The 26,147-nt window shown below is 68.9% G+C and carries 22 protein-coding genes; 16 read left to right on the top strand and 6 right to left on the bottom strand.

Annotated elements, in window-relative coordinates; translation table 11 throughout:
• The first annotated feature begins 1 nt into the window (after position 1).
• From FHS74_RS30975 to FHS74_RS12945, 5 genes are all read left to right on the top strand, one after another.
• The gene (locus FHS74_RS30975) at positions 2–2,977 is read left to right on the top strand and encodes an ATP-binding protein (RefSeq protein ID WP_184801028.1); all 2,976 of its coding nucleotides are present in this window, start codon (positions 2–4) and stop codon (positions 2,975–2,977) included.
• A gap of 361 nt (positions 2,978–3,338) precedes the next feature.
• Complete coding sequence (locus FHS74_RS12960) at positions 3,339–4,289, top strand: DUF6662 family protein (protein WP_211106267.1); 951 nt, start codon at positions 3,339–3,341, stop codon at positions 4,287–4,289.
• Between the two features lie 86 nt (positions 4,290–4,375).
• On the top strand, positions 4,376–4,897 hold the full coding sequence (locus FHS74_RS12955) for an FMN-binding protein (protein WP_184801026.1): 522 nt from the start codon (positions 4,376–4,378) through the stop codon (positions 4,895–4,897).
• Positions 4,878–5,729: an FAD:protein FMN transferase gene (locus FHS74_RS12950; protein ID WP_184801024.1), complete on the top strand. Its 852-nt coding sequence runs from the start codon at positions 4,878–4,880 to the stop codon at positions 5,727–5,729. The genes FHS74_RS12955 and FHS74_RS12950 overlap by 20 nt, the downstream gene beginning before the upstream one ends.
• Positions 5,726–6,202: a hypothetical protein gene (locus FHS74_RS12945; protein ID WP_184801022.1), complete on the top strand. Its 477-nt coding sequence runs from the start codon at positions 5,726–5,728 to the stop codon at positions 6,200–6,202. The genes FHS74_RS12950 and FHS74_RS12945 overlap by 4 nt, the downstream gene beginning before the upstream one ends.
• Here the strand turns inward: FHS74_RS12945 and FHS74_RS12940 are convergent.
• Complete coding sequence (locus FHS74_RS12940) at positions 6,199–7,206, bottom strand: LacI family DNA-binding transcriptional regulator (protein WP_184801020.1); 1,008 nt, start codon at positions 7,204–7,206, stop codon at positions 6,199–6,201. The genes FHS74_RS12945 and FHS74_RS12940 overlap by 4 nt on opposite strands.
• Before the next feature lie 163 nt (positions 7,207–7,369).
• Between FHS74_RS12940 and FHS74_RS12935 the strand changes: the two genes are divergently transcribed.
• The 5 genes from FHS74_RS12935 to FHS74_RS12915 all read left to right on the top strand — a co-directional run bounded on the left by FHS74_RS12935 (position 7,370) and on the right by FHS74_RS12915 (position 12,405).
• Complete coding sequence (locus FHS74_RS12935) at positions 7,370–8,509, top strand: Gfo/Idh/MocA family protein (RefSeq protein WP_184801018.1); 1,140 nt, start codon at positions 7,370–7,372, stop codon at positions 8,507–8,509.
• A gap of 11 nt (positions 8,510–8,520) precedes the next feature.
• Positions 8,521–9,576, top strand: a complete 1,056-nt coding sequence (locus FHS74_RS12930) for a sugar phosphate isomerase/epimerase family protein (protein ID WP_184801016.1) — start codon at positions 8,521–8,523, stop codon at positions 9,574–9,576.
• Positions 9,577–9,607: 31 nt separating this feature from the next.
• Positions 9,608–10,576 carry a sugar phosphate isomerase/epimerase family protein gene (locus FHS74_RS12925; RefSeq protein ID WP_184801014.1) on the top strand — a complete coding sequence of 323 codons (969 nt, stop codon included), beginning with the start codon at positions 9,608–9,610 and terminating at the stop codon, positions 10,574–10,576.
• Between the two features lie 135 nt (positions 10,577–10,711).
• Positions 10,712–11,374 carry a glutathione S-transferase family protein gene (locus FHS74_RS12920; protein ID WP_211106266.1) on the top strand — a complete coding sequence of 221 codons (663 nt, stop codon included), beginning with the start codon at positions 10,712–10,714 and terminating at the stop codon, positions 11,372–11,374.
• Positions 11,375–11,481: 107 nt separating this feature from the next.
• Positions 11,482–12,405 (top strand): DUF2268 domain-containing putative Zn-dependent protease, encoded by a 924-nt coding sequence (locus FHS74_RS12915; RefSeq protein WP_211106265.1) that lies wholly within the window; start codon positions 11,482–11,484, stop codon positions 12,403–12,405.
• Positions 12,406–12,425: 20 nt separating this feature from the next.
• Here the strand turns inward: FHS74_RS12915 and FHS74_RS12910 are convergent, their stop codons facing one another.
• From FHS74_RS12910 to FHS74_RS12895, 4 genes are read right to left on the bottom strand one after another with little or no spacing between them, the layout of a single operon-like run.
• Complete coding sequence (locus tag FHS74_RS12910) at positions 12,426–13,334, bottom strand: TauD/TfdA dioxygenase family protein (RefSeq protein ID WP_184801010.1); 909 nt, start codon at positions 13,332–13,334, stop codon at positions 12,426–12,428.
• Complete coding sequence (locus FHS74_RS12905; RefSeq protein WP_184801008.1) at positions 13,331–14,170, bottom strand: ABC transporter permease; 840 nt, start codon at positions 14,168–14,170, stop codon at positions 13,331–13,333. Before FHS74_RS12905 ends, FHS74_RS12910 begins: the two co-directional genes overlap by 4 nt.
• A complete protein-coding gene (locus FHS74_RS12900) occupies positions 14,163–14,987 on the bottom strand; it encodes an ABC transporter ATP-binding protein (protein ID WP_184801006.1) in 825 nt (274 codons plus the stop codon). The genes FHS74_RS12905 and FHS74_RS12900 overlap by 8 nt, the downstream gene beginning before the upstream one ends.
• Positions 14,988–14,991: 4 nt before the next feature.
• Complete coding sequence (locus tag FHS74_RS12895; RefSeq protein WP_211106264.1) at positions 14,992–16,002, bottom strand: ABC transporter substrate-binding protein; 1,011 nt, start codon at positions 16,000–16,002, stop codon at positions 14,992–14,994.
• A gap of 300 nt (positions 16,003–16,302) precedes the next feature.
• Between FHS74_RS12895 and FHS74_RS12890 the strand changes: the two genes are divergently transcribed.
• Genes FHS74_RS12890 through FHS74_RS12870 form a run of 5 tightly spaced genes read left to right on the top strand, consistent with a single transcriptional unit; the run spans position 16,303 to position 24,131 of the window.
• Positions 16,303–17,706, top strand: coding sequence for an efflux transporter outer membrane subunit (locus FHS74_RS12890; protein WP_184801004.1), 1,404 nt, complete (start codon positions 16,303–16,305; stop codon positions 17,704–17,706).
• Positions 17,707–17,710: 4 nt separating this feature from the next.
• On the top strand, positions 17,711–18,928 hold the full coding sequence (locus FHS74_RS12885) for an efflux RND transporter periplasmic adaptor subunit (protein WP_246463098.1): 1,218 nt from the start codon (positions 17,711–17,713) through the stop codon (positions 18,926–18,928).
• Positions 18,925–22,056 carry a multidrug efflux RND transporter permease subunit gene (locus FHS74_RS12880; RefSeq protein ID WP_184801002.1) on the top strand — a complete coding sequence of 1,044 codons (3,132 nt, stop codon included), beginning with the start codon at positions 18,925–18,927 and terminating at the stop codon, positions 22,054–22,056. Before FHS74_RS12885 ends, FHS74_RS12880 begins: the two co-directional genes overlap by 4 nt.
• 22 nt (positions 22,057–22,078) lie before the next feature.
• Positions 22,079–22,762, top strand: a complete 684-nt coding sequence (locus FHS74_RS12875) for a response regulator transcription factor (protein WP_184801256.1) — start codon at positions 22,079–22,081, stop codon at positions 22,760–22,762.
• 1 nt (position 22,763) lies between these two features.
• Positions 22,764–24,131, top strand: a complete 1,368-nt coding sequence (locus FHS74_RS12870) for a sensor histidine kinase (protein ID WP_184801000.1) — start codon at positions 22,764–22,766, stop codon at positions 24,129–24,131.
• A gap of 9 nt (positions 24,132–24,140) precedes the next feature.
• On the opposite strand, the gene FHS74_RS12865 is transcribed toward FHS74_RS12870, so the two are convergent.
• Positions 24,141–24,836 carry a DJ-1/PfpI family protein gene (locus FHS74_RS12865; protein WP_246463097.1) on the bottom strand — a complete coding sequence of 232 codons (696 nt, stop codon included), beginning with the start codon at positions 24,834–24,836 and terminating at the stop codon, positions 24,141–24,143.
• A 106-nt stretch (positions 24,837–24,942) separates the two neighbouring features.
• Here FHS74_RS12865 and FHS74_RS12860 point away from each other — a divergent pair, with 106 nt between their 5' ends.
• Positions 24,943–25,908, top strand: a complete 966-nt coding sequence (locus FHS74_RS12860) for a GlxA family transcriptional regulator (protein ID WP_184800998.1) — start codon at positions 24,943–24,945, stop codon at positions 25,906–25,908.
• Positions 25,909–26,147 lie beyond the last annotated feature (239 nt).

Below are 26,147 nucleotides of genomic sequence, written 5' to 3'. Positions count from 1 at the left end.
CATGTCGCCTTCCCCCGATCCATCCCCATCCATGCCGACACCCGAGGCGTCCGCTCCGGATGAGGTCGTTTACCGCTTCGGGTCGTTCAACCTCTATCCCGCGCGCCAGCTGCTGACGGCTGACCGGCCCATCGCCATCGGCGGGCGGGCGCTGGACATCCTGACCGCGCTGGTGGAGCGGGCGGGCGCCGTCGTCACCAAGGAGGAACTGGTGTCCCGCACCTGGCCCACCACCCACGTGGGGGAAAACAACCTGCGGGTCCAGGTGGCGAAGGTGCGCCAAGCGCTGGCTCTTTATGAACAGGAAGGCGGGCGGGGTGACCAGCCCCATATCTTGTTCGTGCCAGGCCAGGGATACCGGTTCGCCCGGCCGGTGCATCGCCAGGTTCTGCCCGCGGCTCAGCCGGCGCCGCCGCTGGTGGCCCCCCCCTTGCCCCAGCATCTGTCGCGACCGGTGGGACGGGCGGACGTCATCGCCGCCCTGGCCGCCCGTCTGGGCCGCTCGCGCCTGCTCACCATCGTCGGCCCCGGGGGCATCGGCAAGACCACGGTCGCCTTGGCCCTGGCGCCCGAGGTGGCTGGCCGCTACCCTGATGGCGTCGGCTTCATCGACCTGTCCTTCCTGACCGATGGCGCGCTGGTGCCGGCCGCGCTGGCGGCGCGCCTGGCGCCGCACATCCAGGCGCAGGACCCGCTGCCACCGCTGGTCGCCTATCTCAGGCCGCGACGTATGCTGTTGATCCTCGACAGTTGCGAGCCGGTGGTGGGCGCCTTGGCCCCGTTGGTGGAGGCCATCCTGGCGGGCGCGCCCGGTATCGACATTCTGGCCACCAGCCGCGAGTCCCTGGGGGCGGAGGGGGAGGTGATCCAGCGCCTGAATGGCCTGGCCGTTCCCCCCGCCGCCGGCGGGCTGACGGCGGCCCAGGCCCTGGATCATGCCGCGGTGCAGCTGTTCGTCGACCGTGTGGCCGCCTGCCGGGGCGGCTTTGAGTTGACGGACGCCGACGCGCCGGCGGTGGCGGAAATCTGCCGCCGGCTGGACGGTATTCCCTTGGGCCTGGAACTGGCGGCGGGCCCGGCCGCCGCCCATGGCGTCGCCGGCATGGCCGCCCGGCTGGATGACCGCTTTCGCCTGCTGGTGCGGGGCCGCCGCACCGCCGCCGTCCGGCACCAGACATTGCGCGCCGCCTTTGATTGGAGTTACGCGCTGTTGTCGCCGGCGGAACGGCGGGTGCTGAACCGCTTGGGGGTGTTCGCCGGCGGCTTTGACCTGGCCGCGGTTCAGGCCGTGGCCCTGGAAGAGGGCGATACGACGGCGGCGGACCTCCATATCGCCGGCCTGGTGACCAAGTCCCTGGTAGTGGCGGCCCCGGCCGGCGGCGACCAGCCCCGGCTGCGTTTGCTGGATACCATCCGGACCTATGCCCGCGAACAGTTGGCCGCCAGCGGGGAGATGGATGCTGTCTGCCGGCGCCATGCGGCCCACTACCTGGCCCTTCTGGGAGCGGCCGCCCCGCAATGGGAGGCGCAGCCGGCGCAGGAGATGCTGGCACGCTACACCCCGGAGCTCGACAATATCCGCCACGCGCTTGACTGGTGCCACGGGGGGCTCTTCGCCGAAGACGGGTCGAACGCGGCGGCAGCGCGGACCCTGACGCTGGCGGCGTCCCCCTTGTGGGTTCGCCTGTCCTTATGGATGGAGGCCGCCCAGCGGACCAGTCAGGCCTTGGCCCTGCCCCAGCCCTTCGCCGACGAACGCCAACAACTGCAACTGCTGACCCTGAAGGGCATGGCCTATACCATCACCGAGATGCAGGGCGAGGAAGCGGTCGGGATTTGGGAAACGGTGCTGGCCATGGCTGAACGGCTGGGGGACGATTCCTGCCAGCTCCAGGCCCTGATGGGCATCTGGATGATCTATTTCGACCTTGGCCGGTTGCGCGACACCCTGGGTCTGGCCCGGCGCTTTCAGGCCTTGGCCGCGGCCCATCCCGACCGGGCGGCACCGGCCCTGGCGGAACGGATGATGGGCGCGTCGCTGCACATCATGGGGGACCAGCTGGGGGGCGCCCGGCATACCGAGGCCGCCATCCGGCTGTCCCGGGTGGCGGCACCTCCGGGACAGACCCTGCGTTTCCACGCCAACCAGCGGGTCCTGGCGCAGAGCACCCTGGCTGGTCTCCTTTGGCTGCTGGGGCAGATCGATCGGGCGGAGGTGGAACAGCGGGCCTATTTGGAAGAGGCCGCCGCCCTTGGTCACGCTTTGACCACCTGTGTCGCCTTCGGCCAATCCACCTGTCCCCTGGCGCTGCTGATGGGGGATGTGTCGGCGGCGCAAAGGCATGGCCAGCTATTGCTGGCCTTGTCCGAGCGCCACGGCATGGTGATGTGGCGGCACTGGGCGGGGTGCTTCGAGCTGCTGATCCAAGCCAAGCGGGCCGGCCGCCAGGCCGATCCTGAACCCGTGCTGCGCGCGCTCACCGCCATCACCGACCTGTCGCACCCCCGCTACAACGCGCTGCTGCGTGAGGTGGCGCTGGCCCTGGGCCGGGCGGGGGAAACGGCCAAAGCGCTGGACCTGATCACCACCAGCGTGGAACGGTCCCGTCGCAACGAGGAGGGCTGGTGCCTGCCGGAACTGATCCGTGTGCGCGGTGAGCTGCTGGCGCAACGGGGCGAAAGGCGGGAGCCGGAGGCATTGTTTCGGCAGGCCCTGGAAATGGCGGGGGAGCAAGGCGCGCTGTCCTGGCAGTTGCGCGCCGCCGTCAGCCTCGCCCGACTGCACATGCGCGGCGGTGCCATGGGGGACGCGCCGGATCTGCTGGCTGGCCTGCTGGCCCGCTTCTCCGGGGGTGAGGGAACGACGGATATCAGGGCCGCTCGCGCTTTCCTTGCTCATTTCGGTGGCGGAATGGCACCCGCGGGCCTGCTGGCCGGCCCGTTGGGGGCGGCGGAGGGTGGCCTGCTGACGGCGTAAATCGCCATTTGAAAAGTGGGCGGCCTCGATAATCGGGCCGGTGCTTTCATGCGGCGGCGAACACCAGGACGGCGGCTGACACCAGGGCGTGGTGGGAAAACGGTCATCGTCGTTTCACCAGGCAGTCGAAACCGCGCCCAGCATCGCCGCGCCGGACCCGACCGTCTTGGCGCTTTCCATCCTTTTGTCGCCCGGTGGGGCTCCCAGGGGGGCCCAGTGGGGCTCATCGACGACCGCATCCCGCCCCAGGCGGTGACGCGGCCCGTGACAATACGCCGCGCATGCCAGATAGGGATTGACAGGCCCGCTCCGCCACCGCTAATCGCGTTTAAGAATCATTCGCAGGTGGGGTATCTGGGGAATGTCGCGACGGGTAAAGATCCGGGGGCTGGCCGCCATGGTGGTGATGGGCTGGCCGCTCTTGTCGGTGCCGGCTCGGGCCGGGGAGCCGCTGTTTGGCTACATATACACCACCGACCTGCTGCCGGCCGGCAAGGTGGAGGCCGAGCAATGGCTGACCGGCCGGCTGGGTAAAGCTGGGGGCGACTTCAGTCTCTGGCAGGGCCGGACGGAGGTTGAGTACGGCCTGACCGACAATTTGCAAATCGCGGCCTATGCCAACTATGCCTGGACCCATGCCCGCCAGGACGGTGTGGATGGCAATACCGCCGTGCCCGAGACCTTCGCCGAGTACACCCCCGCCAGCGACACCGCCAGTTTCCACGGCACGAAGTATGAGGGCACCTCGGTTGAGCTGATCTGGCGCTTGCTCAGCCCCTACACGGATCCTATCGGCCTTGCGCTCTATGTGGAACCTCTGGTGGGACCCAAAACGCGCGAACTGGAATCCCGCCTGATCGTGCAGAAGAATTTCCTGGACGATCAGCTGGTGGTGGCCGCGAATGTCACGGTCGAACAGGAATTACGCCGCCTGAACGGCGACCCGGACGCCGACCCCCTCTCCAACGACGCGTCGGAGCACTGGGACCATGAGACCGACGTCAATTTCGGTCTCGCCGCCTCTTACCGCTTCGCGCCCAATTGGTACGCCGGCGTTGAATTTCAAAATGAGCGGGAGTTCTCCAACTTCCATTTCTGGACCTCGGGCTCGGCCACTAACGTAGCCTACTACGCCGGCCCCACCATCCATTATGGGGGCGAGCGCTTCTTCGTGAATCTGACCTACCTGGAACAGCTGCCTTTCGCCCAGGACCTGGCCAACCCGTCGCCGGGTTTTGTGAAGAGCGGCCGGACCTATGCCGATGACTTTGAAAAGCGCCGCCTTCGCCTCAAGGTCGGCGTGACCTTCTGACCGCGCCGTTCCATTATTCGCCGGCCCCGGGAACTGAGTCGTTGCCGGGGCCGGTCTCATTTTCCGTTGCGGGAGTGTTCGTGCCCATGCGTGCCCCTCTTCTGGCCCTGGCGGCGCCGGCCCTGGTCCTGACCCAGCCGGCGGCGGCCACCGTCTACCTCACCACGGAACAGGCCCAGGCGGCGCTGTTTCCCGGCCAGGCGCTGGCGCCGCTGCCGGTCACCCTGACCAGCGCCCAGGCCGATGCCATCGAAAGCCAGAGCGGTGTCGATGTGCGCAACAAGGCGGTGCAGGCCTGGCGGGCCGCCGATGGCGGCACCTTCATCGTCGATGAGGTGCTGGGCAAGCATGAGTACATCACCATCGCCCTGGCCATCAGCAAGGTGGGCGCGGTGCAGGGGCTGGAGATCCTGGAGTACAAGGAAAGCTATGGCCATGAGGTGCGCGGCGACGACTGGCGGGCGCAGTTCACCGGCAAGACGGCCGCCAGTCCCGTCAAGCTGGACAAGGACATCACCAACATCTCCGGCGCCACCCTGTCGTCCAAGCATGTGACGGACGGCGTGCGCCGCCTGTTGGCCACCTGGAATGTCGCCCTCAAGCCCTGAGGCGCGCCGCGCCCGCCCCCTGCTGGGCACCCTGGTCGAACTGCGCGTCGACGCTTGCGACGGAGATATCGAGGCGGCGTTGGCGACCGCCTTCGCGGCGGTCGCCCAGGTGCAGGCGCTGATGAGCGTCCATGACCCGGCCAGCGAGCTGTCGCGCCTGAACCGGCTGGGCCATCACCAGCCGATCCGCCTGCATCCCTGGACGGCGGAGGTGTTGCGCCGGGCGCAGGCCCTGCACCAGGCCACCGGCGGTCTGTTCGATCCGGCGGTGGCGCCCGTCCTGTCGGCGTTGGACTTCCTGCCGGTGCCGGTAGCGGCAGGCGCCACGGGCGGCAGTATCGCCGATTTGGTGGTGGGCGATGGCATGGCCAGCAGCGGCCGGCCGTTGTGTCTGGATCTCGGCGGCATCGCCAAGGGATTCGCCGTCGACCAGGCGGTGGCTGCGCTACGCCGCGCCGGCGCGCGGGCCGGGGCGGTGAACGCCGGCGGTGACCTGCGCCTGTTCGGCGACGCGCCCCAGCCAGTGGTGGTGCGCGATCCCGCCGATCCCGGCCGGCACTGGCTCCTGGGTGAGTTCCAGGACATCGCCATCGCCACCAGCGCCGGTTATTACGCGGCGCGGCCGGCGGCGGGTGGCCCTGTCATGCCCATCGTCGACCCGCGCAACGGCCACGCCGTGCCGGTGGGCCCCAGCGTCACCGTGCTGGCCGGCGACTGCGCCACAGCGGACGCGCTGACCAAGGCGGTGATGCTGGACGGTGGGGACTCCCCGGCCTGGCTTGAGGACCTGGGGGCCCAGGCGGTGCGCCTGGACGGGCAGGCGGCGGCATGACGGCGCAGTCCGGAACGCCGGCCCATACGGTGCGGGGAGCGTCCTTCGGCCTCAGCCGCGGACACCGGCATTGGCTGTACCGTGCCATGCTGGCTGTGGCCCTGACCGGCCTGGTGTGGATGGTTCTGCATTATGGCCATGGCCTGATCGGGGTGGACGGCCACGCCGCCCGGTCGGCCGAGGCCTGGTGCATGAAGCTGCACGGCGCCGCGGTCATGGCCGCCCTGGTCGCTTTCGGCTCGGTCCTGCCGCATCATGTGCGCCTGGCTTGGCGGGCAGGACGTCATCGCCGGTCGGGCGCTGGCCTGATTTCCGCCGTGCTGGCCATGGTCCTGACCGGTTATGGTCTCTACTACCTCGGTGATGAGGATTGGCATGACTATGCCAGCTGGAGCCACCAGGCGGTGGCGGCCCTTGCCGTGGCCGCCTGCCTGATCCATGTGCGCTCCAGCCGCAAAGGCCGTATCCGTTAACGTCGCGCGGGGCCTGTGCTGCCGCGCACCACCAAACGGTGGGGCAGGGTGACGGAGCGGGGCCCGGCTTGCGCGCCCCGCAGGATTTCCAGCAACAGCCCCACCGCCGTCCGTCCGATCTCCTCCATCGGCTGGCTCACGGTGGTCAGCGCCGGGTCCAGATAGCGGGCGAAACGGATGTCGTCGAATCCGACCAGCGAGATGTCATCCGGGCAGCGCCGCCCGGCCTGGCGTATCGCCGCCAAGGCGCCCATGGCCATCTCATCGCTGAAGCAGAACAGGGCGCTTGGGCCATTGGGGTCGGACAGCAGGGCCTTGGCCTCCCGCTCCCCCGATTCAACGGAGAAGTCACCGGTGGCGACGCGCAGTCGCGCTTCCGCGCCGTGGCGCGCGGCGGCGGCCCGGACACCGGCCAGCCGGTCACGGCTGATGGGGCTGATCAGCGGGCCGGTGATGACGCCGATGGCGCGATGGCCCAGGCCATACAGCAGATCCATGGCCTCCGCCGCCGCCGCCGTGTTGTCGATATGGGCGCTGGACACGCCCAGCCCTGGGCTGAATTCACAGCCGTTGACCACCGGCGCCTTGGCACCCTGGCGGGCGATCAGGTCGGCCAGGGTGGCGGGCAGGCGGTGGCCCAGGAAGATCAGGCCGTCCGCCTCTTTCCGGCGCAGCATCCCGGCGTACTGGTCCTCCCGCGCGGCGCTGTCGCGGGTATCGCCCAGCAGGACGGAATAGCCCGCGGCCTGCGCCGCCTCCTCGGCCCCGCGGATGACGCTGGAGAAGAAGGGGTTGGAGATGTCGGGCACCGTCACGACGATCTTGGCCGTGCGCAGAGTGCGCAGGCTTTTGGCCGCGTGGTTGGGCTCATAGCCCAAGGACTCGACGGCACTCATCACCCGCTCACGCGTGGTTTCGCTGACCACCTCGGGGGTGCTCAGCACGCGCGACACGGTGGCGGTGGATACGCGGGCCCGGCGGGCGACATCTTGAATGGTCGGCATGGGGGGAGCGTGCTTTCGATCCGCCCCGCCTGCAAGGGTTGCGAGGGCGGGTCAGGGCTGCTAGGGTCATGTAATCGATTTCATATAACGCCGGGCGCCGGGGCCGCCAAGCGCCCGCAGGCCCTGCGAAAAGGCCCGAATGGGGCCAATGGGAGGATGGACGATGTCTGACGGTGTGATCCGCATGGCCATGGTGGGTGGCGGGCCCGGTTCCTTCATCGGGCCGGTGCACCGCATGGCGGCCGAACTGGATGGGCGCATCCGCCTGGTGGCCGGCGCCTTCAGCCGGGATGAGGGGAGGTCCAGAACGGCGGCCGAGGGCTATGGCATCGATCCGTCCCGCGCCCATGGCGACTACCGCCGGATGCTGGCGGCGGAGGCGGCGCGGCCCGACGGCGCCCAGTTCGTCGCCATCGTCACGCCCAACCATCTGCACTTCCCGGTGGCCAAGGCGGCGCTGGAGGCGGGCTTTCATGTGCTGAGCGACAAGCCGGCGACGGCGACGCTGGAGGAGGCGGAAAGCCTGGCGCGGGTGGTGGCGGCCACCGGACGCCTCTATGGCCTGACCTACACCTACACCGGCTACGCCCTGGTGCGCGAGGCCCGGGCCCTGGTGCGGCGGGGGGATCTGGGCGCCGTGCGCAAGGTGGTGGTGGAGTATTCCCAGGGCTGGATGTCGGACGCGGTGGAGAAGACCGACAATGTCCAGGCCGCCTGGCGGGCGGATCCGGCGCGGTCCGGCCTGGGCGGCTGCATCGGCGACATCGGCGTGCACGCCTTCAACGCGGCGGAGTTCGTCAGCGGCCTGGCCGTCACCCGCCTGAACGCCGATCTCAACAGTGTGGTGCCCGGTCGCCGGTTGGATGACGACTGCAACATCCTGCTGCGCTTCAACGACACTGTGCCCGGTGTGCTGGTGGCCAGCCAGGTGGCGGCGGGCGACCGCAACGGCCTGCGCCTGCGCGTCTATGGCGAAAAGGGCGGGTTGGACTGGTGTCATGAACGGCCGGATGTGCTGACGCTCAATTGGCTGGACCGGCCGACCCAGACCCTGCACGCGGCGGCCCCCTACCTCGGCCCGGCGGGGCGAGGACCGGCGCGTCTGCCCACCGGCCATCCGGAAGGCTTCATCGAGGCCTTCGCCAACATCTACCGCGATTTCGCTGGCGCCATCAGCCATGGCTGCCTGACTGGCGGTGGCCTGTCGGGCACGGTGGTGCCCACCATCCAGGACGGGGTGCGGGGCATGGCCTTCGTCGCGCGCGCCGTGGCCGCGAACGGCACCGGTTGGGTTGACCTGTAAGGACGCACATCATGAAGACGATCAAGGGCCCCGGCATCTTCCTGGCGCAGTTCATGGGGGCGGAGCCGCCCTTCGACACCTTGGACGGCCTGGCCGGCTGGGCCGCTTCCCTGGGTTACCAGGGCGTGCAGGTCCCGACCGGCCCCACCGGCCTGCTGGACCTGGAACTGGCGGCGGGCAGCGTGGACTATGCCCAGGAATTCGCCGGCACCCTGGCCGATCACGGCTTGGCGGTGACGGAGCTGTCCACCCACCTGCAAGGCCAGTTGGTGGCGGTGCACCCGGCCTATGACGCCCTGTTCGACGGCTTCGCCCCGGCGGCGGTGCGTGGCCGGCCGCAGGCGCGCCAGGAATGGGCGGTGAACCAGCTGATGCTGGCCGCCCGGGTCAGCCGTAACCTGGGCCTGACGGCCCACGCGACTTTCTCCGGCGCGCTCGCCTGGCCTTACATGTACCCGTGGCCGCAGCGCCCCGCCGGCCTGGTGGAGGAGGCCTTCGCCGAACTCGGCCGCCGCTGGCGCCCCATCCTGGACGCGTTCGATGCCGCTGGGGTGGATGTGTGCTTCGAACTGCATCCGGGGGAGGATCTGTTCGACGGCGCCACCTTCGAACGCTTCCTGGATCAGGTGGGCCAGCATCCCCGCGCCACCATCCTCTATGATCCCAGCCATTTCGTCCTGCAACAGCTGGACTACCTGGCCTTCATCGACCGCTATCATGAGCGTATCCGCGCCTTTCACGTGAAGGATGCGGAGTTCCGGCCCGATGGCCGGGCCGGTGTCTACGGCGGCTATCTGCCTTGGGTGGAGCGGCCCGGCCGCTTTCGCTCCCTGGGCGATGGCCAGGTGGATTTCGGCGCCATCTTCGCCAGGCTGGCGCGGTACGACTATCCTGGCTGGGCCGTGCTGGAATGGGAATGCGCCCTGAAGCATCCGGAGGATGGCGCGCGCGAGGGTGCGCCCTTCATCCGCGACCACATCATCCGCGTGACCGAACGCGCCTTTGACGATTTCGCGGCCAGCGGGGTGGACACCGCCCGCAACCGGGCCCTGCTGGGCCTGGGCTGAAACCACGCAAAGCTCCGAGAGGAAACCCGCCATGACCCCATTCCCGAGCCGCCGTGCCCTGCTGGGTGGCGCCGCCGCCCTTGCGGGCTTGGGCCTGACGCGCTTGTCGACGGCCGCCCCCGCGCCCTTCTTCAAGGGGGCGGGCCTGCCCGTCGGCCTGCAGCTCTACACCCTGGGTGACGTGGTGGGGAAGGACCTGGCCGGCACGCTGAAGGCGGTGGCGGACATCGGGTATGGCGCGGTGGAACTGCCGGGCTTCTATGGCCGCACGGCCGGTGAACTGGCGGCGGCGTTCAAGGCCGCCGGCCTGGTGTGCGAAAGCGCCCACGTCCCCGGCCACCCCTGGGCGCCGGGGCAGGGCCCCAGCCTGTCGGGTAATCTGGATGCGCTGGCGCGGGACGCGCACACCCTTGGCCTGAAATTCATCGTCATGCCGATGTTCAACATTCCGGACCGGCCGGAGATGAAGCCACGCGACGGTGAAGATTTCGGCGTCACCCTGGCGCGGGTGGCGGCGCAGTTCACCGCCGACGACTGGAAGGCCCAGGCCGCCTTCCTCAATGAGAAGGGCGCGGTGCTGAAGAAGGCGGGCTTGCAGCTGGCCTATCACAACCACAATCCGGAATTCGCCGCGGTGGGGGGCGCCACCGGCTATGACATCCTGCTGGCGGAGACCGATCCCGAGCTGGTGAAGATGGAAATGGATGCCGGCTGGGTGGCGGCGGCCGGCCACGACCCGGTGGCCTTGTTGGAGGCGCACCCCGGGCGTTTCCGCCTGATGCATGTGAAGGATCTGAAGGCTGGCACCGCCCCCAACACGGGACTGAAGATGGACCCGACGGAAGTTGGCGGCGGCATCCTGGAGTGGCACCGCATCCTGCCCGCCGCCCACGCCGCCGGCATCCGGCACTTCTATGTGGAACAGGAACCGCCGTTCGCCCGGCCTCGGCTGGAGGCGGCGCGGGTGAGCTTCCGTTACCTGGATCGGCTGGCGGCATAGGCCGGCCACGGCGGCACGGGCCCGAAGACGCCGACCATCGCGTGAATCAAGATTGTGCCCAGACAGGATGGCGCATGTCGGCGGCGGCTTTCCGGGAGAGAATGGGGCGCCCGCCCCCTTTCCTGGAGACTGTCCATGTCCGGCATGCCCGCCCCCACCGGCCCCACCCTCATCGGCCGCGCCACCTCCATCAACGTGCGCAAGGTGGTGTGGACCTGTGCCGAGATCGGCCTGGACTATCATTTCGATAGCGATTGGGTGGGGGAGGCGGCGGTGCGCCGGCGGGCCGAACTGCTGGCGGTCAACCCCAACGGCGAATTCCCCGTGTGGATCGATGACGACGGGCCGCTGTGGCAGTCCAACGCCATTTGCCGCCATCTGGCGGCGGCGGCCGGGCGGCATGATCTGCTGCCCATGCCCCTGCGCGCCCGCGCCCTGGTGGAACAATGGATGGATTGGCAGGTCAGCGACCTGAACGGCGCTTGGCGCTACGCCTATTTCGCCTTGGCGAAAGGGGTGCCCGGCTACGACCGGCCGGCCGACATCGCGGCCAGTGTGGCCGCCTGGAACCGGGCCATGACCATCCTGGACCGGCAGCTGGATCGCACCGCCGCCTATGTCACCGGCGACACCTTCACCCTGGCCGATATCGTGCTGGCGCTGTCCGCCAACCGCTGGCGGCTTACGCCGCTGGAGGGGTCGGCCGGTCGGGCCGACTGCCCGGCGGTGGCCGCCTGGCTGGACCGTCTGGCCGACCGGCCCGGCTTCACCCAGCATGTCGGGCCCGATGTGCCCTGAGGCGTGGGGGCCCTGAGGCATGGCGGTCTTGCGCACCGGGCCGGCGCCGCCCATCATCCCGACCGATAACAGTATGGGGGACGGGCATGCGGTGTGGGACGATGGCGATGCTTGGCGCTGCGCTGGGGCTGTTGGCCTCCCTGGGGTCGGCGCGGGCGGCGGCGCCGGAAATCCGCATCCAGGACGTCATCGACTTCTACCGCGTCTATGATGCCGGTGGGGGCGCCCCGACGGCGGCGGCGCTTCAAGGTTATCTCGACCATGGCAGCGACGGCCTGCGCCAGTTCACGGGCCTGCGTCATCTGAGTGGCGAGTCCATCGCCACGGCCATGGCCAGGCAGCCCCGCCTGTTCGCCGACGCCAAGACCTGCCTCGACGTGCTGCCGGCGGTGAAGCGGCGGCTGGCGCAGGCCTTGCCCCGCCTGGGGCAGCTCTATCCCGCGGCCAAATTCCCGCCCATCACCATCCTGGTGGGCCAGGGCAACACCGGCGGCACCACCAGCCCGTCCGGCGTGCTGATCGGGCTGGAGGCGCTGTGCGGCGCCAGCTGGATGGACCCCGATCCGGAAGACCGCTTCGTCCATCTGGTGGCCCACGAATACGTCCATGTGCAGCAGCCGGCGGCGGAGCATGATCCCGCCCACCCCGTGCTGCTGTTCCCGGCCTTGATCGAAGGCGGGGCCGAATTCATGGCGGAGCTAATCGCTGGCGATGTCGGCTATGTCCGCCTGAAGGCCTGGGCCAGGGGGCGGGAACGGGAGGTTGAGACCCAGTTCGCCGCCGACATGGATACGACCAACATGAAGCCATGGCTCTACAACGGCATCGGCACGGACGAACGGCCGGGCGACCTCGCCTACTGGGTGGGCTACCGCATCACCAAGGCCTTCTACGTCCATACCAAGGACAAACGCCAGGCCGTCGCCCGCATCCTGACCGTCAACGCCGACACCGCCAAGGCCTTGCTGGCCGACAGCGGCTGGACGCCGGGCATGGCCTTGCCGGACCGGGTGGAGCCGCCCGCCCCCTGACCCTTCAGGACCCTGACCCTTCAGGACGTGGCGACGCCCCGCGGCGTGTCGCCGCGCACGGTGGTGCGATAGAGGGTGCGGCGCACGTCCGGCGGGACGCCAGTGGCGAGATGAATGCCCTGGCGGTTATCCCAGATGACCAGATCGTCCGGCCGCCAGCGGTGGCGATAGATGAAGCGGTCCTGGACGCTGTGGGCGAACAGCTCCGCCAGCAGGGTTCTGCTCTCCTTCTCCGGCAATTCCACGATGCGGGTGGTGAAGCCCTCGCTGATGAAAAGGGACGGCCGGCCGGTTTCCGGGTGGACCCGCACCACCGGGTGGATGACGGGCGGCACCTTCGCCTCCTGCTCCGCCGTCAGGCCGGGGCGCAGGTCGCCGGTCACCGCCTGCTGGGCGCGGTTGCGGGCGGCATAGCTGTGCACGGCCGTCAGGCCGTGCAGCCGACGTTGGGTTTCAATCGGCAGGGCCTCATAGGCGGCGGCCAGGCTGGCGAACAGGGTGTCGCCGGCATCGGCCGGAATCTCGCGGGCATGCAGCAGCGACCCTAGGCTGGGCAGGGCCATGTATGACAGGTCGGAATGCCAGTAGCGGCCGGCGTCGGCCAGGCCGATGGGGCGGCCATCCTCGATGACGTTGGATACCACCAGGATCTCCGGATGGCCGGGCAGGTGGAAATGGTGCTGGATGTGGATGTCCAGCGGGCCGAAGCGCCGGCTGAAGGCGATGTGCTGGTCCGGCGTCAGGGCGGCCTGATCCCGGACCACCACCACCTGGTGTTCGGCCAAGGTGCGGCGGATGCGCAGGAAGTCCGCCTCCGACAACGGCCGCCCCAAATCCAGACCGATGATTTCCGCCCCCAGCACCCCGGGGATTTCACGGATTTCGAAAGTGGCGTCAGTTTGCGGCACAGTGCGCGCGGCGGCGGTCATTGTTCCTGTCCCCAGCGTTGGATGGTGGCCCGGGCGGCGCCGCGGAACAGCAGCGCTTCCACGATCAGGCCCACCAGAATGATGGTCAGAAGCCCGGCGAAGACGTTGGCCGTCTCAAGCTGGGCGCGATTGGTGTAGATGAACCAGCCGATGCCGCCCGACCGGGCGCTGACGCCGAACACCAGCTCGGCCGCGATCAGGGTGCGCCAGGCGAAGGCCCAGCCCAGGCGCAGGCCCGCCAGGATTTGCGGCAAGGCAGCCGGCATCAGGATCTCGATGATGAAGCGGGGGGCCGATAGGCCCAGGTTGCGCCCGGTCATGCGCAGGGTGCGCGGCACCGACCGGAACCCGGCGTAGGACGACAGGGCAACCGGCCACAGCACGGCGTGGGTGATGACGAAGACCAGGCTGGGCGCGCCGATGCCGAACCACAGCAGCGCCACGGGCAGCAGGGCCACCGCCGGCAGCGGGTTCAGCATGGCGGTCAGCAGCTCCAGCAACTCCGCCCCCCAGCGCGACAGGCTGGCCAGTGCCGTCAATAGCGCCGCCAGCACCAACCCGGCGCCATACCCCATCAGCAGTAGTTCCAGCGAGGTGGCGGTGCGGGCCAGCAGCTCGCCCGACGCGAACCCCTCCACCAGGGCGCGCACCGTGGCGCTGAAGGTGGGCAGCAGCAGGGCGTTGCCCAGATGGCGGGCATAACCTTCCCACAGCAGGGCCAGGCCCAGCAGCAAGACCACCTTGCGCCAGCCGTTGAAGCGCAGGCGGCTCGCCTGGTCGGCGGGGGCGGCGGCAGGGGCGGTTGCAGCGGGGGCGGCAAGGGTGGCGTCAGCCATGGCGGCGCTCCCCCGACGGCGGGGCGGTGTCCTGGTCAGCCTCCCCCAGCAGGTCGGCCTGCAGGCTGGCCTCCAACTGGGCGAAGGCCGTGGTGCCGCGCTGGCGGGCGGCAAGGGGGACGGGGATCAGGGCCTTCATGCGGCCGGGATGGGGGGACAGGGACAGGACGTGGGTCCCGACGCGGATGGCCTCATCAATGCCGTGGGTGACGAACAGGACGCTGGCGCCCGTCTGCTCGCACAAGGCCAGCAATTCGTCCTGCATCTGCCGGCGGGTGAGCGCGTCAAGCGCCGCGAACGGCTCATCCATCAGCAGCAGGTCGGGTTCCAGGGCGAAGGCGCGGGCGATGGCCACGCGCTGCTTCATGCCGCCGGACAGTGTATGGGGATAGGCGTCCAGGACGCGGGTCAGGCCGACGCGGCCAATCCAGTCACGGGCCCGCTTCCCGGCCGTGGCCCGGTCCAGCCCGCGCCCGCGTTGCAGGGCGTAACGCACATTGCCGAGCACGGTGCGCCATGGCAGCAACTGGTCGAATTCCTGGAACACCGCCATGCGGTCGGGCCCGGGTTTGCCCACCGGCTTGCCGCGCAGATGGATGCGGCCCCCATCCACCGGCTGGAAGCCACCCACGGCGCGCAGCAGGCTGGATTTACCGCAGCCGGACGGGCCCAGCAGCACCAGACGGTCGCCGACGGCCAGGTCGACCGTGATGTCCTGCACCGCCGTGACGGCGCTGGCCCCACTGCCATAGCGCAGGGTGACACCGTCCAGGCTCAGCAGCGGGTCGGGTTCCGCCACCCGCAAGGTCACGCCCATGGTGTCAGCTCCCGGCCTTGGTCCATAGGCCCGCCTGGAACAACTCGGTCCAGCTGGCGGGGTTCCGCTTGATCAGGCCGATCTTGAACAGAAAGGCGGAGAAGACGGTCGCCCGCTCCGGCGCGGTGGTGAAGCGCACCTGCGGATCGCGGATGATGGCCTCGACGAAGGCGGGGTCCAGCTTGGACTTCTCCGCCGCGATGTACAGCTTGGCGGCCTCCGCCGGGTTGGCGGTGATCCAGGCGTTGGCCGCGTCCAGGGCCGCCACCAGGACGGCGATGGTCTTGGGGTTGGCTTCGACGAAGCGCTTGGTGGAATAGGCGGCGTTGAAGGTGTGCGGTCCCCCCAGCACGTCGTAGCTGTTCAGCACCGCGTGCGCCTTGCCGCTGGCCAACTGCTGCTGGATGAAGGGCGGGGCGGTGAAGTGGGCCGTGATCTCTGACTGGCCGGACAGCAGCTGGGCTGTGGCGTCGGGGTGGGGCAGGCTGACCGTCAGGTTGTCCAGCTTGTCGTATTGGCCGAAGGTCTGCTCGGCCGCCATCTGCAGCACGATGGGCTGGAAGCCCACCTTCACCGAGGGTAGGGCGATACGGTCCTTGTCGGTGAAATCGCGCAGGCTTTTGACGGCGGGATTGTTGCTGGTCAGCACGTTGGGCATGGAGCCCAGCGCCGCCACGCCGATGATGTCGGCCGTGCCCCGCGTCTTGTCCCACGTCAGGATCATGGGGGCGATGCCGGCGCTGGCGATGTCCAGGCTGCCGGCGATCAGCGCCTCATTCATCGCGGCGGCGCCGGAAAGCGTGATCCACTCCACCTGCGGCGCCGGCAGGCCCGCCCTGACCGCCTCCCCTTCGATCAACCTGCGTTCCTTGGCGACGATGAAGGGCAGATAGCCGATGCCGAACTGCTGCGCGATGCGCAACTCCTTCGTTTCAGCCTGCGCTTGCGGCGCCAGGGGCAGAAAGGCCATCAGCGACAGGGCGACGATCAACAGGCGGTGGGCTGAATGGGACATGGCGATGGTCTGCCTCGACAGGATGGGCCGGGATCGGATTGGCTGGTGCCGGTGCGGATATTCCACAGCCGATCGTATTCGGCTGTGGGATGGTGATGCGGCGACAAAGCGGCAGTCAAGTGTAAAACACGGACAAGAACATAAGATAAATGTAAAATATGATGCGTCCAGCGACCCTTCCAGATTAAGCGGAGTTAATGAATCGCCCACGCTGGCTAAACCTGCCCGGCGTTAGCGTGCCGTCCAAGGTGACCATTCCCCTCACCAGGGGAACCCGCTCTCTGGACGATGATGCTGCCGATGTCTCCCCTTCCCCCTCTTCGCCCCCGGGGCCGCTGGCTGGCCGGCGTGGCCTTGCTGGCCTTGGTCGGCTGCTCCGTCGGGCCGGACTACCAGCCCCCCGACCTGGCCGCGCCGCCGGCCTGGAAGGAAGCCCCCGCCGCCCCCACGGCCGCCTGGCCGGCGGCGGACTGGTGGACGGGTTTCGGCTCGGCCCAGCTGGACCGCTACATCGCCCAGGCGCAGGGCGCCAATGACGACCTGGCCGCCGCCATGGCGCGGGTGCGCGAGGCCGATGCCCAGGCCCAGGTGGCGGGTGCGGCCCTGCTGCCCACCGTGGGGGCCTCCGCCGACCTGAACCATGAGCGCACCAAGAATTCCGGCGTGGCCCAGACGTCCACCGCCCACAGCGTGGGCCTGAACGCCAGTTATGAGCTGGACTTCTGGGGCAAGAACCGGGCGTCGGCCGCCGCCGCCGTGGCCACGGCGGATGCCAGCCGCTATGATCTGGAAACGGTACGCCTGACGGTGCTGAGCAGCGTCGCCACCAGCTATTTCCAGTCCCTGGAACTGCGCGAGCGGGTGCGGGTGGCGGAGGACAACCTGGCCAACGCCACTGCCGTGCTGGAGGGCCTGCGCCGCCAGGCCGACGCGGGCACGGTCACGGCGCTGGACGTGGCGCAGCAGGAAACCACCGTCGCCACCCTGAACGCCGCCTTGCCGCCCCTGCGCCAGCAGTACCGCCAGTCGGTCAACGCCCTGGCCATCCTGCTGGGCCAGATGCCGGAGGCTGTCGACCTGGCGGAGGGCGACACCCTGGCCGGCCTGTCGCTGCCCGCGGTGGCGCCGGGCCTGCCGTCGGATCTGCTGGCCCGCCGGCCGGACGTGGCGGAGGCCGAGGCGCAGCTGAAGGCCGCCAACGCCAACATCACCGTGGCCCGCGCCGCCTTCTTCCCCAGCATCGACCTGACCGCGTCCGGCGGCTACGCCAGCACGGCCCTGTCCCACCTGTTCGATCCGGGCAGCGCCCTCTTCTCATTGGCCGCCGGCCTGACCCAGCCCATCTTCCAGGGCGGCGCGCTGGAGGGGCAATACGCCAACGCCCAGGCCCGCTATGACGAGTTGGTGGCCACGTACCGCAAGTCCGTCCGCTCGGCCTTCGCCAATGTGGAGGACGCGCTGACCGCCGTGAAGGAGACGACGGACCAGGTGGCCCGCCAGGAACAGGCCACGGCCACGGCGCGCCATGCCTATGAGCTGGCGCAGGCCCAGATGGCGGCCGGCACCATCACCGTCCTGACGGTCCTCAACACCGAAACCGCCCTGTTCAGTGCCAACGACGCCCTGGTCCAGGCCCGGTTCAGTCGCCTGCAGGCCCTGGTGGGTCTGTACAACGCGCTGGGCGGCGGCTGGAGGCAGAGCTGACATCATGAGCAAGAACCCGATGACGCCCCCCATGAAACCCCTGCACATCAGCCGCACCCGCGCCGTCATGGCGGGACTGGGCGGCCTTTTCATCCTGGCCGCGGCGGGTGCCGGGCTTCTGCCGTCCACCTCGTCCAAGGCGGCGCCCCCCACCGCCAAGGGTGGCGGCGCGGTGGAGGTCGACACCGCCCTGGCGGCCCCGGCCGACGCGCCCATCTATCTGGCGGGCCTGGGTTCGGTACAGTCGCTGAACACGGTGACGGTCACCACCCGGGTGGACGGCGCCCTGGACAAGATCGCCTTCACCGAAGGCCAGACGGTGAAGCCCGGCGACCTGCTGGCGCAGATCGACCCGCGCCTCTACCAGGCGGCGTACGACCAGGCGCTGGCGACCAAGGCCAAGGACGAGGCCCAGCTGGCCAACGCCCGCGCCGACCTGGAACGCTACACCCGCCTGGCGCCGCAGAACCTGGCCAGCAAGCAGACGGTGGACGCGGCCAAGGCCCAGGTGGATCAGCTGGTGGCCCAGGTGAAGGGCGACCAGGCCGCTATCGACAACGCCAGGACCCAGTTGGATTACACCCGTATCACCTCCCCCATCCAGGGGCGGACGGGCATCCGCATGGTCGACCCCGGCAACAACCTGCATGCCTCCAGCACCACCGGCATCGTGGTGGTGACGCAGATGCAGCCCATCTCCGTCATCTTCACCCTGCCGGAGGAGGACCGCCTGGCCGTCAGCCAGGCGATGGCGCAGGGGCCGCTGACCGTCACCGCCCTGTCGCGCGACGGCAAGACGGATCTCGCCTCCGGCACCGTCATGCTGGTCGACAACCAGATCGACCCGACCACCGGCACCGTGCGCCTGAAGGCCCAGTTCGCCAACGCGGATGAGCATCTGTGGCCGGGCCAGTTCGTGAACGTGAAGCTGCTGAGGCAGACCCGGCGCGGCGCGCTGACCATCCCCACCGCCGCCTTGCAGCGCGGACCCAACGGCGTCTACGCCTATGTCGTCAAGCCGGACGACACGGTGGAGATGCGGCCCATCGAGACGGCGGAAACCACCGGTGACGCCGTCGTGGTGACCAAGGGCCTCCAGCCCGGTGAGCGGGTGACCACCAGCAACGCCTATCGCCTGCAACCGGGCGCCAAGGTGGCGGTGGCTGGAATGGCCAGGACGGCCGACGCGACCCCAGCCCATGCGGAAGGCAAGCAGCCATGAGCCTCTCCAGCCCCTTCATCACCCGGCCCATCGCCACCTCGCTGCTGATGCTGGGCATCCTGCTGGTGGGCATGGTGGCCTACCCGCTGCTGCCGGTGGCACCGCTGCCGCAGGTGGACTTCCCCACCATCCAGGTGTCGGCCAACCTGCCGGGCGCCAGCCCGGAAACCATGGCGTCCAGCGTGGCCCAGCCGCTGGAAACCCAGTTCGCCGCCATACCCGGCGTCAGCCAGATGACCTCCAGCAGCACGCTGGGCAGCACCCAGGTGACGCTGCAGTTCGACCTGAACCGCAATATCGACGCGGCGGCGCAGGACGTGCAGACCGCCATCGACGCCGCCGGGGGGCAGCTGCCCAAGAACCTGCCGTCGCCGCCGACCTACCGCAAGATCAACCCGGCCGACAGCTCCATCCTGGTCTATTCCGTCCATTCCGATAACCTGCCGCTGACCACGGTGGACGACTTCGCCGAGAACGTCATCGCCCAGCGCCTGTCGCAGATCCCAGGCGTGGGCCAGGTATCCATCGGTGGCCAGCAGAAGCCGGCCGTGCGGGTGCAGGTGGATCCGGCCAAGATCGCCGCCTTGGGCATCCAGCTTGAGGACGTGGCCACCGTCATCCCCACCGCCACGATCAACGCGCCCAAGGGGTCCATCAACGGCATCGCCCACAACTTCGTCATCTACAACAACGACCAGTTGCTGAAGGCGGAGCCCTGGAACGACGTCATCGTTGCCTACAAGAACGGGGCGCCCGTGCGCATCCGCGACATCGGCGTGGCGGTGGACGGGCCGGAGAACACCCAGTTGCTGGCCTGGCAGAACAAGGGCCCTGGCATCATCCTGCAGGTGTTCAAGCAGCCCGGCGCCAACATCATCGACATCGTGTCGAAGGTGGAGGACATGCTGTCCACCGTGATGGCCGCCGTGCCGCCGGGCGTGAAGATGGACAAGGTGATCGACCGCACCACCACCATCAAGGCCTCGGTGGAGGATGTGCAGTTCACCCTGCTGCTGACCATCTTCCTGGTGGTCATGGTCATCTTCCTGTTCCTGCGCAACCTGTGGGCCACGCTGATCCCTGGCGTGACCGTGCCGTTGGCCCTGTTCGGCACCGCCGGCCTCATGTACCTGCTGGGCTTCAGCCTGGACAACCTGTCGCTGATGGGCCTGACCATCGCCGTGGGCTTCGTCGTCGACGACGCCATCGTGATGGTGGAGAACATCTACCGCCATATCGAGGAGGGGATGTCGCCGAAGGAGGCCGCGCTGAAGGGTGCCGGTGAGATCGGCTTCACCATCATGTCCATCAGCGTGTCGCTGGTGGCCGTGTTCATCCCCCTGCTGCTGATGGGCGGCATCGTCGGCCGCCTGATGCGCGAATTCGCCATCACCGTCACCATGACCATCGCCGTCTCGGCCTTCGTCTCGCTGACTCTGTCGCCGATGATGAGCGCGCTGTTCCTGAAGGATGAGAAGCACGCCCGCCACGGCCGGGCCTATCTGTTCATCGAACGCGGCTTCGAATGGCTGGTGAACAGCTATGGCCGGGGCCTAGACTTCGTGCTGCGCCACCAGCGCCTGACCCTGATGGTGTTCTTCGCCACGGTGGCGGCCACGGTGGGGCTGTATATCTACATCCCCAAGGGCTTCTTCCCGCAGCAGGACACCGGCATCATTTCCGGCCTGGCCGACGCCTCGCAGGACGTGTCCTTCACCGAGATGGTGCGCCTGCAGCACCAGCTGACCGACATCGTCGCCCAGGATCCGGACGTGGCCGCCTGGGCCACCTCCGTCGGCGGCGGGGGGCGCCCCATCAACAACGGCTTCATCGTCATCGGCCTGAAGCCGCGCGACCAGCGCACCGCCACCGCCGACCAGATCATCGCCCGGCTGCGGCCCAAGCTGGCCAAGGTCAAGGGCGCCACCCTGTTCCTGCAGGCGGCGCAGGACCTGAACGTGGGCGGCCGCCTGGCCCGCACCCAGTACCAGTACACCCTGCAGGACGCCGACCTGGGCGAACTGAACGAGTGGGCGCCCAAGCTGCTGGCCAAGCTGCAGGGCCTGCCGCAGCTGCGCGACGTCGCCACCGACCAGCAGACCAACGGCACGACGTTGAACCTGGTGATCGACCGTGACCAGGCCGCCCGCTTCGGCATCCAGCCCTCACTGATCGACAGCACGCTGTACGATGCCTTCGGCCAGCGCCAGGTGACCCAGTATTTCACCCAGCTGAACAGCTATCACGTGGTGCTGGAGATCACGCCGGACCTGCAGTCCAATCCCGACACCCTGAACAAGCTGTACATCAAGTCGCCGGTGACGGGTCAGCAGGTGCCGCTGTCCACCTTCGTCAAGTACGACACCAACCACGTCAACTTCCTGTCCATCAACCATCTGGGCCAGTTCCCGGCCGTCACCCTGTCATTCAACCTGGCGCCCGGCGTCTCATTGGGCGAGGCGGTGCAGGTCATCCAGCAGGCCCAGACCGAGATGGGCATGCCGTCCTCCGTCAGCGGCACCTTCCAGGGCACAGCGCAGGCCTTCCAGGCGTCGCTGAAGACCCAGCCCTACCTGATCGCGGCGGCCCTGGTGGCGGTCTACATCATCCTGGGCATGCTGTATGAAAGCTACATCCACCCGCTGACCATCCTCTCCACCCTGCCGTCGGCGGGTGTCGGGGCGCTGTTGATGCTGATCATCTTCCACTATGACCTGTCGGTCATCGCCCTGATCGGCATCATCCTGCTGATCGGCATCGTGAAGAAGAACGGCATCATGATGGTGGACTTCGCCATCCAGGCGGAACGGGAACGCCATCTGGCGCCCATCGAGTCCATCCGTCAGGCCTGTTTGCTGCGCTTCCGCCCCATCATGATGACCACCATGGCGGCCCTGCTGGGAGCCCTGCCGCTGATGCTGGAAAACGGCACGGGGTCGGAACTGCGCAAGCCCCTGGGCGTCACCATGGTGGGTGGCCTGATCCTCAGCCAAATCCTGACCCTGTTCACCACGCCCGTGGTCTATCTTTACCTGGACCGGGTGAACGATTGGCTGACCCGGCGGGGCCGGGGGCGGACGGAAGAGGCGCATGCCGCGCCACAGGTGGCCCTGGGGACGGGCGACTGATGGAAGCGCGGGGGGAATGGCCATGAAGGTGCTGCTGGTCGAGGATAACGAACGGGTGTCGCGCTTCGTCGTGAAGGGCCTGCGCGAGGCGGGGCACACCGTGGAGCATGTCGACAACGGCCGCGACGGCCTGTTCCAGGCCACGGGTGAACGTTTCGACGCCATCGTCATGGACCGCATGCTGCCCGGCGACATGGACGGCCTGACCATCATCGAGACCCTGCGCAAGATGGGCACGCAAACCCCCGTGCTGATCCTGAGCGCGCTCAGCAGCGTGGATGAGCGCATCAAGGGCCTGCGCAGCGGCGGCGACGATTATCTGACCAAGCCCTTCGCCTTTGGGGAACTGCTGGCCCGGCTGGACGCGCTCATGCGCCGCGCCCCCACCGGCGCCGTGCCGGAAACCATCCTGGCGGCGGGTGATCTGCGCATGAACCTGCTGTCGCGCAAGGTGACGCGGGGCGAGCGGACCATCGCCCTGCAGAACCAGGAGTTCAAGCTGCTGGAATATCTGATGCGGCATGTCGACCAGGTGGTGACCCGCACCATGCTGCTGGAAGGGGTCTGGGGCTATCACTTCGATCCGCAGACCAATGTGGTCGACGTCCACATCAGCAAGCTGCGCCAGAAGATCGAGGGGGAGGGGGAGCCGCCGTTGCTGCGCACCGTGCGCAATGCCGGCTATATGATGACGGCGGGCGGCTGAGATGGCGCCGGCCCCCACGCTGCCGCTGCGCTCCTCCGCCTTCACCCTGGCGCTCAGCTACGTGCTGCTGGGGCTGGTGACCCTGGTGCTGTTCGCGGCACCCCTGGGCTATGCCTGGCGGGTCACCATCGACGATGGCCGCACCGAGATCTTGCAGGAGGATGCGCAGCGCTTCGCCGAAGTGTTCCGCCAGCGTGGCCCCGACGGGCTGGTGGCCTTCCTCAATGAACGCATGAGCATGCAGATCGCGGCGGAGCGTATCCTGCTGCTGACCGACCCGGCGCACACCGTACTGGCCGGCAACCTGCCGGCCTGGCCCGCCGACGTGCCCGAGCGCCAGGGCGCCTACACCGCCCCCCTTACGCTCAACGGCAAAACGATTCAGGCGCGGCTGGTCCACATGGTGCTGCCCGGCGGCTATCACCTGATGGTGGCGCGCGACATGGCCCACTTCCGTCCCCTGGAACAGCGCTTCTGGTACAGCCTGCTGGTGGCCATGTGCGTGTTGCTGCTGCTGGGTGTGCTGGGCGGCTTCCTCATCCGCCGCGCGGTCCTGCGCCGCATCGATGAGTTGAGCCGGGCCGCCACCGGCATCGTGCAGGGCGACCTGTCGCGCCGCCTGCCCACCAGCCGGGGCAAGGATGAGTTCAACACCCTGACCCTCACCATCAACGGCATGCTGGACCAGATCGAGCAACTGGTGCACGGGGTGCGCAACGTTTCCAACGCCATCGCCCACGATCTGCGCACACCGCTGGCGGAGCTGCGCTCCCGCCTGGAAGAGGTGAGCGTCACCCGCCCGCCCCTGGCGGAAACCTATGCCGAGGTGGACGGCGCCGTGGCCGATGTCGACCGGGTGATCGGCATCTTCAACGCCCTGCTGCGCCTGGCGGAGATCGACACCGGCGCCCGCCGCTCCGGCTTCGTCGAGGTCAATGTGGCGGAGGTGGCGGCCGGTGCTGTGGATTTCTACCTGCCGGCCGCTGAGTTGAAGGGTGTGGGCCTCACCTTTCACGGACAGCCGGGGATGATGACCATCCTGGGCGATCCCATCCTGCTGGCCCAAGCGGTGGGCAATCTGATCGACAACGCCCTGAAGTTCACGCCCGAGGGCGGGGCCATCTCCGTCGAGGTGGTCAGCGGCGGGGACGGGGCGGTGGAGATGTCGGTGGTGGACGACGGCCCCGGCATCCCCGACGCGGAAAAGCCCCAGGTGACGGAGCGTTTCTATCGCGGCGATGCCGGCCGGGGCACCCCCGGCGTCGGCCTGGGCCTCAGCCTGGTCAGCGCCGTGGCCAAGCTGCACGGCGGCGCCTTCGACCTGGCGGACAACCAGCCGGGCTTGAGGGCCCGCATGCGGCTGGTTTAACGTTTCCCCTCAGTGAAACCCGGCTTGGGCCGCGAACGCCGCCACCTCAGCATGGCGCGGCGCCAGGAGGGTGGCGTAGATTTCCTCCACCCGTCGGCGCACCTCCGGTCGGGCCAGTTCGGGACGGCCGCCGGGAAACGGCGGTTCCGGCGCGTATTCCAGCATCAGCAGCAGGGCCTCCGCCGCGTCCTGGCCCACCAGCTCCGCCGCCACGGTGAAGGCGAAGTCCAGGCCGGCGGTGACACCGCCGCCGGTGAGGATGTCGCCGTCGCGCACCATGCGCCCCGCCTCCGGGATGGCGCCGAACAGGGCCAGTGTATCGCGCCAAGCCCAATGGCAGGCCGCCCGCCGCCCCCGCAGCAGGCCGGCGGCGGCCAGGACCAGCGAACCGGTGCAGACGGAGGTGAGATAGCGGGCGGTTCCCGCCAGGCGGCGCACCTGGCCCATGGTCTCCGCATCGTTCATCACGGCGGCGATGCCCATGCCGCCGGGGATGAACAGCACATCGCAAGCCTCGATATCGGCCAGCCGCTCCGTGCCCGCGAAGGTCAACCCCTCGTGCGAGGAAATGGCGCCGCCGGTGGCCGACGCCACCCGGACAGCGACACCCTTGAGGCGGCTGAACACCTGGTGCGGCGCGGTGAAATCCAGTTGGGTCATCAGGGGGAAGACGACTTCCACGATGCTGAGGGGCTGGCCGGTCAAGGGGCTCTCCGGGGTTGGGGGCGTCGGTCACGGCCCGACGGTGCCCTGGACACGGCCTGGCGGCAATGCCATTAATCCCTCCTTTCCTGCCATTGACGACGCGCCCATGGTTCGCACCATCGCCTTCCTGGCCTTTCCCGACTTCCAGATCCTGGACGTCACCGGTCCCCTGGCGGCGTTCGAGATCGCCGGCCGATTTGGCCGCCAGGCATACGACATCCGCGTCATGGCCCTTGATCCCGGCCCGGTCGTCAGTTCATCGGGGGCCCGGCTGATGGCGGAGGGGCTGGTGGACCCGGCGCGGGTGGACACGCTGGTGGTGTCGGGGGGTGAGGGCGTCGTCCAGGCGATGGCCATGCCGGCCTTGCTGGACTACGCCCGTACGGTGGCGGCGGGAGCGCGGCGGGTCACCAGCGTGTGCTCCGGCACCTTCCTGCTGGCCGCGGCCAGTCTGCTGGATGGCCGGCGCGCCACCACCCACTGGTATCGCACCGCCGCGTTCACCCGGCGCTTCCCCCGGGTGAGGCTGGAGGCCGACCGCATCTTCATCCGCGACGGCGCCTTCTGGACCTCCGCCGGCATCACCGCCGGCATCGACCTGGCGCTGGCCCTGGTGGCGGAGGACCATGGCGAGGATGTCGCCCGCCGCACCGCCCGCCAGCTGGTGATTCCTTACCGCCGGCAGGGCGGGCAATCGCAGTTTTCCACCCTGCTGGACCTGCAGGGCGCCAGCCACCGCTTCGCCGGCCTGCTGGCCTGGGTGGGGGGCAACCTGGCGCAACCCTTGACGGTGGATCAGCTGGCCCATCAGGCGGCGATGAGCCCGCGCAATTTCGCCCGCGCCTTCGCGGCGGAAATGGGAATGACCCCGGCCAAGGCGGTGGAGCGGCTGCGGCTGGAGACGGCGCGGGCGTTGGTGGAGGAGGACGCGGCCGCGTTGGACCAGATCGCCGCCCAAACCGGCTTCGGCGATACCGAACGGATGCGCCGCGCCTTCATCCGCACCTACGGCGCCCCGCCCCAGGCGATCCGCCGGATGGCCCAGGGCGACGCCATTTCCCAGCCGGCATAGCGAAGGGGGCGGCGCCCGTTTCCCTTGCGGGGTCGAGGCCGGGCCAGGGAAACCGACCGCGCGCCTGATTTGGTGGAATTAATGGGCGTTCCCTGCCCCAGGGAAGGCGGTTGCCGCTTAAAAGTGCAGATGCGGAAAACTTCTCGCACATGCAAAAATTTGGCGTTTAACCGCAGGGCGATCTGATCTAGTCTGTTCCTTAACGGGGCTGGCCTTGACCGTCCCTATAAACAGACATG

The organism is Nitrospirillum iridis (genome assembly GCF_014205765.1).
GTDB lineage: Bacteria > Pseudomonadota > Alphaproteobacteria > Azospirillales > Azospirillaceae > Nitrospirillum > Nitrospirillum iridis.
This window is presented reverse-complemented; position numbering and strand designations above follow the sequence as displayed.

Coding starts and splice junctions, on each gene's coding strand:
- FHS74_RS30975 (WP_184801028.1), top strand. CDS start 2: ATGTCGCCTTCCCCCGATCCATCCCCATCCATGCCGACACCCGAGGCG.
- FHS74_RS12960 (WP_211106267.1), top strand. CDS start 3,339: ATGTCGCGACGGGTAAAGATCCGGGGGCTGGCCGCCATGGTGGTGATG.
- FHS74_RS12955 (WP_184801026.1), top strand. CDS start 4,376: ATGCGTGCCCCTCTTCTGGCCCTGGCGGCGCCGGCCCTGGTCCTGACC.
- FHS74_RS12950 (WP_184801024.1), top strand. CDS start 4,878: ATGTCGCCCTCAAGCCCTGAGGCGCGCCGCGCCCGCCCCCTGCTGGGC.
- FHS74_RS12945 (WP_184801022.1), top strand. CDS start 5,726: ATGACGGCGCAGTCCGGAACGCCGGCCCATACGGTGCGGGGAGCGTCC.
- FHS74_RS12940 (WP_184801020.1), bottom strand. CDS start 7,206: ATGCCGACCATTCAAGATGTCGCCCGCCGGGCCCGCGTATCCACCGCC.
- FHS74_RS12935 (WP_184801018.1), top strand. CDS start 7,370: ATGTCTGACGGTGTGATCCGCATGGCCATGGTGGGTGGCGGGCCCGGT.
- FHS74_RS12930 (WP_184801016.1), top strand. CDS start 8,521: ATGAAGACGATCAAGGGCCCCGGCATCTTCCTGGCGCAGTTCATGGGG.
- FHS74_RS12925 (WP_184801014.1), top strand. CDS start 9,608: ATGACCCCATTCCCGAGCCGCCGTGCCCTGCTGGGTGGCGCCGCCGCC.
- FHS74_RS12920 (WP_211106266.1), top strand. CDS start 10,712: ATGTCCGGCATGCCCGCCCCCACCGGCCCCACCCTCATCGGCCGCGCC.
- FHS74_RS12915 (WP_211106265.1), top strand. CDS start 11,482: ATGCTTGGCGCTGCGCTGGGGCTGTTGGCCTCCCTGGGGTCGGCGCGG.
- FHS74_RS12910 (WP_184801010.1), bottom strand. CDS start 13,334: ATGACCGCCGCCGCGCGCACTGTGCCGCAAACTGACGCCACTTTCGAA.
- FHS74_RS12905 (WP_184801008.1), bottom strand. CDS start 14,170: ATGGCTGACGCCACCCTTGCCGCCCCCGCTGCAACCGCCCCTGCCGCC.
- FHS74_RS12900 (WP_184801006.1), bottom strand. CDS start 14,987: ATGGGCGTGACCTTGCGGGTGGCGGAACCCGACCCGCTGCTGAGCCTG.
- FHS74_RS12895 (WP_211106264.1), bottom strand. CDS start 16,002: ATGTCCCATTCAGCCCACCGCCTGTTGATCGTCGCCCTGTCGCTGATG.
- FHS74_RS12890 (WP_184801004.1), top strand. CDS start 16,303: ATGTCTCCCCTTCCCCCTCTTCGCCCCCGGGGCCGCTGGCTGGCCGGC.
- FHS74_RS12885 (WP_246463098.1), top strand. CDS start 17,711: ATGAGCAAGAACCCGATGACGCCCCCCATGAAACCCCTGCACATCAGC.
- FHS74_RS12880 (WP_184801002.1), top strand. CDS start 18,925: ATGAGCCTCTCCAGCCCCTTCATCACCCGGCCCATCGCCACCTCGCTG.
- FHS74_RS12875 (WP_184801256.1), top strand. CDS start 22,079: ATGAAGGTGCTGCTGGTCGAGGATAACGAACGGGTGTCGCGCTTCGTC.
- FHS74_RS12870 (WP_184801000.1), top strand. CDS start 22,764: ATGGCGCCGGCCCCCACGCTGCCGCTGCGCTCCTCCGCCTTCACCCTG.
- FHS74_RS12860 (WP_184800998.1), top strand. CDS start 24,943: ATGGTTCGCACCATCGCCTTCCTGGCCTTTCCCGACTTCCAGATCCTG.